At 64.4% G+C, this 9425-nt stretch carries 8 protein-coding genes and 1 pseudogene; 4 read left to right on the top strand and 5 right to left on the bottom strand.

Annotation, left to right across the window (positions count from 1 at the left end; all coding sequences use genetic code 11):
• From B4E36_RS08630 to B4E36_RS08645, 4 genes and pseudogenes are all read left to right on the top strand, one after another.
• A pseudogene (locus B4E36_RS08630) lies at nt 1–598 on the top strand (alpha-D-glucose phosphate-specific phosphoglucomutase); the annotation flags it as partial.
• 7 nt (nt 599–605) lie between these two features.
• On the top strand, nt 606–2588 hold the full coding sequence (gene glgX, locus B4E36_RS08635; RefSeq protein ID WP_292059384.1) for a glycogen debranching protein GlgX: 1983 nt from the start codon (nt 606–608) through the stop codon (nt 2586–2588).
• A gap of 29 nt (nt 2589–2617) precedes the next feature.
• Nucleotides 2618–3106 carry a MaoC family dehydratase gene (locus B4E36_RS08640; RefSeq protein WP_292059401.1) on the top strand — a complete coding sequence of 163 codons (489 nt, stop codon included), beginning with the start codon at nt 2618–2620 and terminating at the stop codon, nt 3104–3106.
• Between the two features lie 3 nt (nt 3107–3109).
• Nucleotides 3110–4171 carry a DUF2332 domain-containing protein gene (locus tag B4E36_RS08645; protein ID WP_292059381.1) on the top strand — a complete coding sequence of 354 codons (1062 nt, stop codon included), beginning with the start codon at nt 3110–3112 and terminating at the stop codon, nt 4169–4171.
• Here the strand turns inward: B4E36_RS08645 and B4E36_RS08650 are convergent.
• The 5 genes from B4E36_RS08650 to B4E36_RS08670 all read right to left on the bottom strand — a co-directional run.
• A complete protein-coding gene (locus B4E36_RS08650) occupies nt 4165–4719 on the bottom strand; it encodes a sarcosine oxidase subunit gamma (protein WP_292059379.1) in 555 nt (184 codons plus the stop codon). The two genes, B4E36_RS08645 and B4E36_RS08650, sit on opposite strands and share 7 nt — an antisense overlap.
• A complete protein-coding gene (locus tag B4E36_RS08655; protein ID WP_292059377.1) occupies nt 4712–7663 on the bottom strand; it encodes a sarcosine oxidase subunit alpha in 2952 nt (983 codons plus the stop codon). The genes B4E36_RS08650 and B4E36_RS08655 overlap by 8 nt, the downstream gene beginning before the upstream one ends.
• Nucleotides 7660–7965 carry a sarcosine oxidase subunit delta gene (locus tag B4E36_RS08660; RefSeq protein WP_018065484.1) on the bottom strand — a complete coding sequence of 102 codons (306 nt, stop codon included), beginning with the start codon at nt 7963–7965 and terminating at the stop codon, nt 7660–7662. Before B4E36_RS08660 ends, B4E36_RS08655 begins: the two co-directional genes overlap by 4 nt.
• Nucleotides 7966–8802: an alpha/beta fold hydrolase gene (locus B4E36_RS08665; protein ID WP_292059374.1), complete on the bottom strand. Its 837-nt coding sequence runs from the start codon at nt 8800–8802 to the stop codon at nt 7966–7968.
• Between the two features lie 8 nt (nt 8803–8810).
• Nucleotides 8811–9425: FAD-dependent oxidoreductase (locus B4E36_RS08670; RefSeq protein ID WP_345900242.1), on the bottom strand; the 615-nt coding region annotated here is incomplete at its 5' end.

Here is a 9425-nt window from a genome sequence, read left to right on the forward strand (position 1 = left end):
CTGGAAATTCTTCGGCAACCTGCTCGACGCCGGCAAGGCGACGCTCTGCGGCGAGGAAAGTTTTGGTACAGGCTCGAACCACGTACGCGAAAAGGACGGGCTGTGGGCCGTTCTGCTGTGGCTCAACATTCTGGCGGTGCGTGGCGAGAGCGCCCTCGAAATCGTCAGGAAGCACTGGGCCGAATATGGCCGCAACTATTATTCGCGCCATGATTACGAGGGGATCGAAACGGAAGCCGCAAACGGGCTGATGGACGCGCTGCGCGGAAAGCTCGAGACCCTGCCCGGCACGACTTTCCGCGACCTCACCGTGGCCGAGGCCGACGACTTCGCCTATCACGATCCGGTCGACGGCTCGATATCGAGGAAGCAGGGCATCCGCATCCTGTTCGAAAACGGCTCGCGCGTGGTTTTCCGCCTGTCCGGCACCGGCACATCCGGCGCAACGCTTCGGGTCTATCTCGAGCACTACGAGCCCGACCCGACGCGCCACGAAGAGGAAACCCAGGAAACGCTTGCCGACCTGATCGCCTATGCCGAGCATGTCGCCGAGATCGCCAAACGCACGGGCCGCGCCGCCCCGACCGTGATCACCTGAGCATCCGATGTCCGAGCCTCTGAAAATGCCCGGCGTCCGCGTTCTGGACCGGGGCGTGGAATTTTCCGTCTATTCGGAAAACGCCACCGGCATGGAATTATGCCTGTTCGACAAGGCCGGCGCACAGACCGCGAAACTGCCGATGGCGCATGCGGGCGGCAATCTGTTCCGACTCATGGTGGACGGGATCAAGCCCGGACAGCGCTACGGCTACCGCGCTTTCGGCGAATGGGACCCGATGAATGGCTTGTGGTTCGACCCGGCCAAGCTGCTTACCGACCCTTATGCCCGCGAGATCGACCGGCCCTACCGGTTCGACCCGGATCTCAGCGAATTCGGCGTCGACACCGCCGACATGGTGCCGAAGAGCATCGTCGTCGCCGACAGCGCCGAAGACATCGGCCATGTCGATTTTCCCGATGGCGGGCTGATCTACGAGGCGGGCGTGCGCGCGCTCACCATGCTCCATCCCGACGTGCCGAAGCCGATCCGCGGCACCGTGGCGGCGCTCGCTCATCCGGCGGTGATCGACCACCTGAAGAAACTCGGTGTCGACGCCATCGAGCTTCTGCCGGTGACCGCCTGGATGGACGAGCGGCATTTGCAACCGCTCGGGCTCACCAATGCCTGGGGCTACAACCCCGTCACCTTCATGGCGCTGGAGCCGCGTATCTGCCCGGGCGGGATTGCCGAACTCCGGGGCGCGGTGAAGGCTCTCCACGAGGCCGGCATCGGCGTCATCCTCGATCTGGTCTTCAACCACAGCGGCGAAAGCGATCAGTTCGGCGGGGTTGTGAGCTTTCGCGGGCTCGACAACGCGACCTACTACCGTCTCGCCCATGACGACCCTTCCGTTCTGATCAACGACACCGGCTGCGGCAACACGATTGCCTGCGACCATCCCATGGTGCGCCGCTATATCATCGACAGCCTCCGCCATTTCGTGACAGAGGCCGGCATTGACGGCTTCCGCTTCGATCTGGCGCCGGTTCTGGGGCGCCGCTATGAGGGCTTCGATCCCGATTCCGAAACGCTTCACGCGATCCTCAACGACCCGGTCCTGAAAGACCGGACGATGATTGCGGAACCATGGGATATTGGTCCCGGCGGCTACCAGCTCGGCAATTTCCCCCCGCCCTATCTCGAATGGAACGACAATACGCGCGACGACATCCGCAAGTTCTGGCGCGGCGATCCGTCCATGACCGGCCTGCTTGCCGACGCGCTGTCCGGCTCCTCGCACATCTTTTCGACAAAGGGTCAGGGCAGCACACGCTCGGTCAATTTCATCGCCGCTCATGACGGCTTCTCGCTCTATGACCTGACGGCCTATGTGCACAAACACAATGCCGAAAACGGCGAGTACAACCGCGATGGTCACGACGAGAACTATTCCTGGAACAACGGCGTCGAGGGCGAGACCGACAACGAACTGGTCAACAACAGGCGCCGGCAGGATCTGCGCGCCCTTCTGGCCACGCTGTTCGTCAGCCGCGGCGCGATCATGCTGAAGGCCGGCGACGAGGGCGGCTGCAGCCAGAAGGGCAACAACAACGCCTATTGCCAGGACAACGAGATCACCTGGCTCGACTGGGCGCATATGGACGATGAACTGGTGGTCCACACCGCCGAGCTCTCGGCGCTGCGCAAGCGCTTCGCCGTGTTCTCACAAACGGATTTCTTCACCGACGACGACGTTTTGTGGCTGCGGCCCGATGGCAAGGTGATGGACGTCGCCGACTGGGAGTGCCCGGAATGCCAGTGCCTCAGCATGGTGCTTGCCACCACCGAGACCACGACCGGCCATCCCACGCGGCTTGCCGTGCTCATCAACCGAGGCCTTGAGGAAGCCGTGTTCCTGCTGCCCGAGGCCCACGAGGACGGCTGGCACAGCCTTGCCGGCCAAAGCGAAGGCACGGTCGAGATCGCGCTTGCGCCCCGCTCGGTATCGCTCTATGCCGAGAGACTTAACGAAGGAGAGACGCATTGACCGCTCCTCAGGCGACGAAAGAAGACCCGATGGTTCTCGATATTTCTCTGGGTGACGTCAAGGGACTGATCGGACAGGAAGTCGGCCTGTCGCGCTGGTTCACGGTCGACCAGTCGATGATCGACACCTTCGCCGATGCCACGCTCGACCACCAGTTCATCCATACCGACCCCGAACGCGCCCGCGTTGAGACCCCCTTCGGCGGCACGATCGCGCATGGATTTCTGACGCTGTCGCTGCTTTCTGCCATGAATTACGATTGTGCCCCGCGCATCCGCGAACAGACCATGGGCATCAATTTCGGCTTCGACAAGGTGCGCTTCATGGCCCCGGTGAAAAGCGGCGCCAAGGTTCGCGGCCGCTTCGTGCTCAAGGACGCCCGTTTCAGGGGCGCGGAACTCTTGGCGATCAACTACGCCGTCACCGTCGAGATCGAGGGCGAACGCAAGCCGGCGCTGTCGGCCGAATGGATCACGCTGGTGCAATTCGCCGCCGAAGATCGGCCGGAAACGGTGTGAGCGATGTCGGCGCGCCCGGCCTTCGTACTCGGTTTCGAAAGCCAGGCCGACGCCTGCGATGAACTCGGTTCGCCATTTACCGCAAGGCTCTGCAGACTGGCGGCGGAGCGGCTCTCATGCACGGGCGGTCCCGTCCCGTCGCTGATCATGACATGGCCGGAAGACCGCATCCGCCCCGATGCGTTGGCATTGCGCTTCTGCGGCGCGCTGCACGCCCTGAAGCGACGCGGCCATGGCCCACTTGCCGCCGTCTATCCGCCGGCAAAGATATCGGATGACGCGCTCTGGCAAGCCGTGGCAGAGGCAATGGCGGAAGAGGCGGCATTCATCACGCAGCGGATGCAATCGGCCCCGCAGACCAATGAAGTTCGCCGCTCGGCCGCCCTGTTTCCGGCCTTTGCGCTGATCGCCGCCCGCTTTCCCGGCAAGGACCTCGTGCTGTCCGAAATCGGCGCTTCGGCCGGTCTGAACCTGATGTGGGACCGCTATGCCTACCGTCTGGGAGACCGGCATGTCCCGTCGGCCACCGGCGAAGCACCGTTCGAAATCGCGCCCGACTGGACCGGACCGCTGCCGCCGGGTGCGGCAATCACGGTCAGCGAACGCGCCGGCTGCGACCTCAACCCGCTCAACGCTTCAAACAGCGATGATTGCGAGCGGTTGCTCTCCTATATCTGGGCCGACCAGGCCGACCGGCTGGAGCGCACCGAAAAGGCTTTGGCGCTCGCCCGCGCGACCGGCGTCATTGTCGAGAAGGCGGACGCCGTTGAATGGCTGCGGGAGCGGCTTGCGGTTTCCCGCCCGGGCAAGGTGCACATCGTCTACCACACCATAGCCTGGCAATATCTGCCGTTTGCGGCGCGCACGGAGGGCGAGCGACTGCTGGCCGAGGCGGGCGCGCGTGCTGACGATAACGCCCCGCTCTGCCGTCTTGCGATGGAGGCCGACGAAGACAAGCATGGCGCGGGATTGACGCTTGCGATCTGGCCCGGCGGCGAAATGTTAAAACTCGGGCGCGCCGATTTCCATGGTCGATGGATCGACTGGCGCGGCCCGGATCAGTAGGCCGCGTCCTTCGCCCCCTGATCGAGCAGTCCGAACACATAGGGTGCGAACGAGCGCCAGCATTCAACGCGGAAGGTCTGCTCTTCCTTGCGGAACAAAACAATCTCCGCCTTGCCGAGCACTGTGCGCGCGACCTTGCCGACCGGGAAGCTTTCGAGCCTCAGATCGAGCGGGCAGGCCGCGTTCAGCGTTGTGGCAGCGCCCGGTCCGTCCACCATGATCGCGATATTGCGGTGGGAGACATCGACCGCCGAATAGGGACCGGCCGCCGGGCCGAGCCGGCCGGCAAGGTCGTCCTCGTATTCGTCGACCACCAGCCACTCGTCGGGTCCGAGCCAGAAGGCATAGCGCCCCTCCCCGCCCGAAGAGGTCAGCGGCTTCACCGGCAGGTCGAGTTCCAGCATGCCGTTGAGGCCGGGGATCGCGTCTGCACCTGCCCGCAGCGACAGCCGTGTTGCCGGGCGCGCCACCACCAGCCGGGCATGGCCCGAGCCGCCATAGGCGCCGGCAAGCGGCAGGTTGCGTTCCGCTGTGAATTGCTCAGCCATTGATGCGCGCTCCTTCGGGATCATAGAAAACGGTGCCGACTACCTCGACAGCGATCGTGCGTTCGGGCATCGGCACGTAAAGCGTCTGGCCCTTCAGCTTGTGACCATCCTTGACCACGGCCATGGCGATGCCGCTCTGCAGCGCCTCCGACCAGTAGGCCGAGGTGACATGGCCAAGCATCGGCACCGGCCTGGCCGCGTTCGGATCGGCGACCACATGCGCGCCCTCCTCCAGCACCAGCCGGGGATTGTTCTTGACCATCAGGCCGACGAGCTGCTTGCGCCCCTCGGCGACGAGGTCCGGCCGCTTGAGGCCGCGCATGCCGACGAAATCCGGCTTTTTCTTCGAGACCGCCCAGCCCATGCCGGCGTCAAAGGGCGTGACCGTGCCATCGGTATCCTGACCGACGACGATATAGCCCTTTTCGGCGCGCAGCACATGCATGGTCTCGGTGCCATAGGCGCAGGCGCCGAAGGTCTCCGCGCGCGCGAACACCGCTTCCCAGACCGCAAGCCCGTAATCGGCCGGAACGTTGATCTCGTAACCGAGCTCGCCGGTGAAAGACACCCGGAACAGGCGCGAGGGAACCCCGCAGACCGTGCATTCGGCAAGGCTCATATGCGGGAAAGCCTCGTTGGAAATATCCACGCCCTCGACGAAGGGCGCGATGATTTCGCGCGCCTTCGGGCCCTGAACCGCGATCACCGCCCATTGTTCGCTGGTGGAGGTGAGCCAGACCTTCAGATGCGGGAACTCGGTCTGGAGGTAGTCCTCCATCAGGTTCAGCACCCGCGGCGCGCCGCCGGTCGTCGTCGTCACGTGGAAGCGGTCCTGCGCCAGCCGGCCGACGACGCCGTCATCGTAGATATAGCCGTCCTCGCGCAGCATCAGCCCGTAGCGGCATTTGCCGGGCTTCAGCGTCGACCAGGCGTTGGAATAGATCAGGTTCATGAAGGCTTCGGCATCGGGGCCCACGACCTCGATCTTGCCGAGCGTCGAGGCGTCGAACACGCCAGCGGCCGCGCGCACGGTGCGGCATTCGCGGTTGACCGCGTCATGCTTGGTTTCGCCCGCGCGCGGGAAATACCAGGCGCGCTTCCAGTTGCCGACATCCTCGAACGGCGCGCCTTGGGCTTCCGCCCAGGCATTGATCGGCGTCTTGCGCGCCGGATCGAACAGCTCGTTGCGCGAATGGTTGATCAGCGTTCCGAAGGTGACCGGCGTGAACGGCTGGCGGAAGGTGGTGAGCCCCACCTGCGGGATCGGCCGATCCAGCATTTCAGCCGCGATCGCCAGCCCGTGCATGTTGGACAGCTTGCCCTGATCGGAGGCCATGCCGTTGGTGGTGAAGCGCTTGATATGCTCGATCGAGGCCATGCCCTCATGAATGGCCTGACGGATATCCTTGGCGCAGACATCATGCTGATAATCGATGAACGCCTTGGCATAGGGCTCCGCATCATCGTTTTCGCCCAGCATGCCGCCGGTCCAGGCATGTTCGGTCGCGGCCGCGATCTCGGCAAAGCCGCCGCCCGCCGCCGCAGCCTCCGCGACCAGATCGGCCACGGCATCAGTGCCGTTGCAGGCGCCGACCGAGACCGCGTTCTGGGCATAGACGCTCGGCAGGAATCGCTCGTTTTCCGCATCGAAGGCAAGCTTGCCGCGCGATTGCGAAAACAGATGCACGGACGGCGTCCAGCCGGCCGACGTGATCAGCGCGTCGATATCGTAATCGCGGGGCTTGCCGCTGCCCTTCACCCGCATCGACTTGACCCTGAGCCGGCCCTTCGTGCCGACCACCGTGTGGCCGGTATGGAGCGTGATCCCAAGCGCCTTCGCCTCTTCGGCAAGACCCGGTCCGGGCTCGGCGCGGCTATCGATGATGGCTACCACCTTCACGCCGGCGCGGGCGAGGTCGAAGGCGGCCTCATAGGCCGAATCATGGGCGCAGTAGACCCCGATCTTGGAGCCGACGGCGACGCCGTAATGATTGAGATAACTGCGCGCGGCAGAGGCCAGCATGATGCCCGGACGATCATTGTCGGGGAACACCATCGGGCGTTCGATCGCGCCGGTGGCGAGCACCACCTTTTCCGCCCGCACCTGCCACAGCCGCTCGCGCGGGCCGTCGGCCTTCGCGTTCGGCAGGTGGTCGGTCAGCCGTTCGCACAGGCCGAGGAAATTGTGGTTGTAGTAGCCGAAAGCCGTGGTGCGCGGCAGGTAGCGGACATTGTCCATGGACGACAGCTCAGCCGCCGCCGCAACCGCCCAATCATAGCCTGGCTTGCCGTCGACCGTGGTGCCGCTCTCATATTGCAGCGCGCCGCCGGGCTCGGGCTTCTCATCACAGATGATCACATCCCTGCCGGTGCGCGCCGCCGAAAGCGCCGCCGTCAGCCCGGCAAGCCCCGCGCCGACCACCAGCACGTCGCAATGGACGTAGCGGCTGGCATAACTGTCGGGATCCTCCTCCGTCGGCGCGACGCCGAGGCCGGCGGCTTTGCGGATTGCGGGCTCATAAACCTTGTGCCATGCGCTGAACGGCCACATGAAGGTCTTGTAATAGAAGCCGGCGATCAGCATCGGCGAGACGATATCGTTGATCGCCCCGACGTCGAAGGAGAGCGACGGCCAGCGGTTCTGCGAACCCGCCTTCATGCCATCGAACACCTCCTGCACCGGCCCACGCACATTGGGCTGGCCGCGGGCGCTGTCGCGGGCGATGTCGAACAGCGCGTTCGGCTCCTCGGAGCCCGCCGTCAGAAACCCGCGCGGACGGTGATATTTGTAGGATCGGCCGACCAGATGCACGCCGTGGGCGAGCAGCGCCGAGGCCAGCGTATCGCCCTCCAGCGCCGTATAAGTCTTGCCGTCGAAAGTGAAGCGCACGGTCTTGGCAGGAGTCAGCCGCCCCTTGTCGGCAATCCGGAATGCGCCGCTCATTGGCCGTCTCCCATGCCGAGTTCGGCCGGATCGGGCTTCGGCTCGCCGGTCTTGTAGGTTTTCAGGAAGCGATCAGAAACGGTGTCGCGGGCGGCGTTGAAGAACCGGCCGCAACCGTGGGAATGACGCCAGCGCTCGAAATGCAGCCCCTTGGGATTGGTGCGCATGAAGAAATAATTGGCGAAGTCCGCGTCGGAGAGTTCGGCCATGTTTTCAGGCCGCGCGATATGCGCCTCGCCCGCGCCGGTAAATTCCAGCTCGCTGCGCGCTTCCTCGCAATAGGGACAGTAAATCAGCAACATTCAGTTTCCCTCCAGTTCGGGCAAGGCGTCGGGAATAGAGATAATCAGGTCAATGAGATCGCGCGGCGCTTCCATCTGCGGCAGGTGGCCCGCGCCCTTTAGCGGATGAAGCGGCACGCCGATCCGGCCCGCCAGAAGATGGCCGCGCTCGATCGGGATCCAGGGATCGCGCTCGCCCCATATGATGGTGACCGGGCAGGCGATTTCCTTCAGTTTCTCGGCGAATTCATCGGTGAAGGCGTCGTCAGCCTGGGCAAACTGTCGATAGAAACTCTGGTGGCCTTCCGGCGTGAGCCAGGGGCTGACCAGCTCGCGCAGGTCGCTCGCATCGATCTCGTTGACCAACGCACCCTTGATATAGGCCTCGACGATTGCCGCGTGGATGTGCGGCGGCAGCGGCGCGAAGGCGTCGACGTGACGGCCGACATGGTCGAAGAATTCGGAGCCCCATGGGCTCAGCGCGACGACATTCATCAGGGTCAGGCTCGAATAGGCGACATCGTGGAGCAGATGCGCGCGCAGCGTCACCGCGCCGCCGAAATCATGGGCCAGCACGTGCGGCGCATCGAGCATCCAGTGGCCCAGCATTTCCTTGAACACCCGGCCCTGGACATCGAGCCCGGTGGCCTGTCCGGCATCCTTCGCCGAACGCCCGAAGCCCGGCATATCGTACCAGTAAACGGTATAGGCATGCGACAGCGTCAGCAGGATGCGGTGCCAGGAAAACGACGACCACGGCCAGCCATGGGCAAGCACCAGCGGCGGCCCCTTGCCGACGCTGCCCCAGGCCACCATGCCGGCGCTGGTCTCGCATTTCCTGTTGACGTTCCAGAGCATGGCTTTTCCTAGTGCGCGACGGCGGCGGCGGCGGCTTCGTCGATCAGCCGGCCGGTGTTGTAGCGCTCGAGCGTGAGGCCGGCGGCGAGCTTATGCGGCTCGCCCTTGGCGATGAGATGGGCGAAGAGATGCGCTGAACCCGGCGTTGCCTTGAAGCCGCCCGTGCCCCACCCGCAATTGACGAACAGATTGGGTACCGGCGTAACGCTCTGGATCGGCGAACGGTCCGGGGTGTTGTCTGTGATGCCGCCCCACTGGCGCATCATCTTGACCCGGCGGAAGATCGGAAACAGCTCGCATATGGCGTCGAGCGTGTGGGTGATGATCTGAAGCCCGCCGGTCTGGGAATAGGAATTATACTGGTCGGTGCCGGCGCCGATCACAAGTTCGCCCTTGTCGGACTGGGAGATATAGGCGTGGACCGAATTCGACATCACCACGCAGGGGAAGATCGGCTTCAGCGGCTCGGACACCAGCGCCTGCAGCGGCTGGCTTTCGAGCGGCAGGCGGACATCCGCCATCGCCATCACCACCGAATTGTGACCGGAGGCGGAAACGCCGATCTTCTTCGCGCCGATGAAGCCGCGATTGGTCTCCACCCCCGTCACCGCGCCATCCGCGCC

Source organism: Martelella sp. UBA3392, from assembly GCF_002358775.1.
In the GTDB taxonomy this organism is placed as follows: Bacteria; Pseudomonadota; Alphaproteobacteria; order Rhizobiales; family Rhizobiaceae; genus Martelella; species Martelella mediterranea.

Coding starts and splice junctions, on each gene's coding strand:
- B4E36_RS08650 (WP_292059379.1), bottom strand. CDS start 4,719: ATGGCTGAGCAATTCACAGCGGAACGCAACCTGCCGCTTGCCGGCGCC.
- glgX (WP_292059384.1), top strand. CDS start 606: ATGTCCGAGCCTCTGAAAATGCCCGGCGTCCGCGTTCTGGACCGGGGC.
- B4E36_RS08640 (WP_292059401.1), top strand. CDS start 2,618: ATGGTTCTCGATATTTCTCTGGGTGACGTCAAGGGACTGATCGGACAG.
- B4E36_RS08665 (WP_292059374.1), bottom strand. CDS start 8,802: ATGCTCTGGAACGTCAACAGGAAATGCGAGACCAGCGCCGGCATGGTG.
- B4E36_RS08655 (WP_292059377.1), bottom strand. CDS start 7,663: ATGAGCGGCGCATTCCGGATTGCCGACAAGGGGCGGCTGACTCCTGCC.
- B4E36_RS08660 (WP_018065484.1), bottom strand. CDS start 7,965: ATGTTGCTGATTTACTGTCCCTATTGCGAGGAAGCGCGCAGCGAGCTG.
- B4E36_RS08645 (WP_292059381.1), top strand. CDS start 3,110: ATGTCGGCGCGCCCGGCCTTCGTACTCGGTTTCGAAAGCCAGGCCGAC.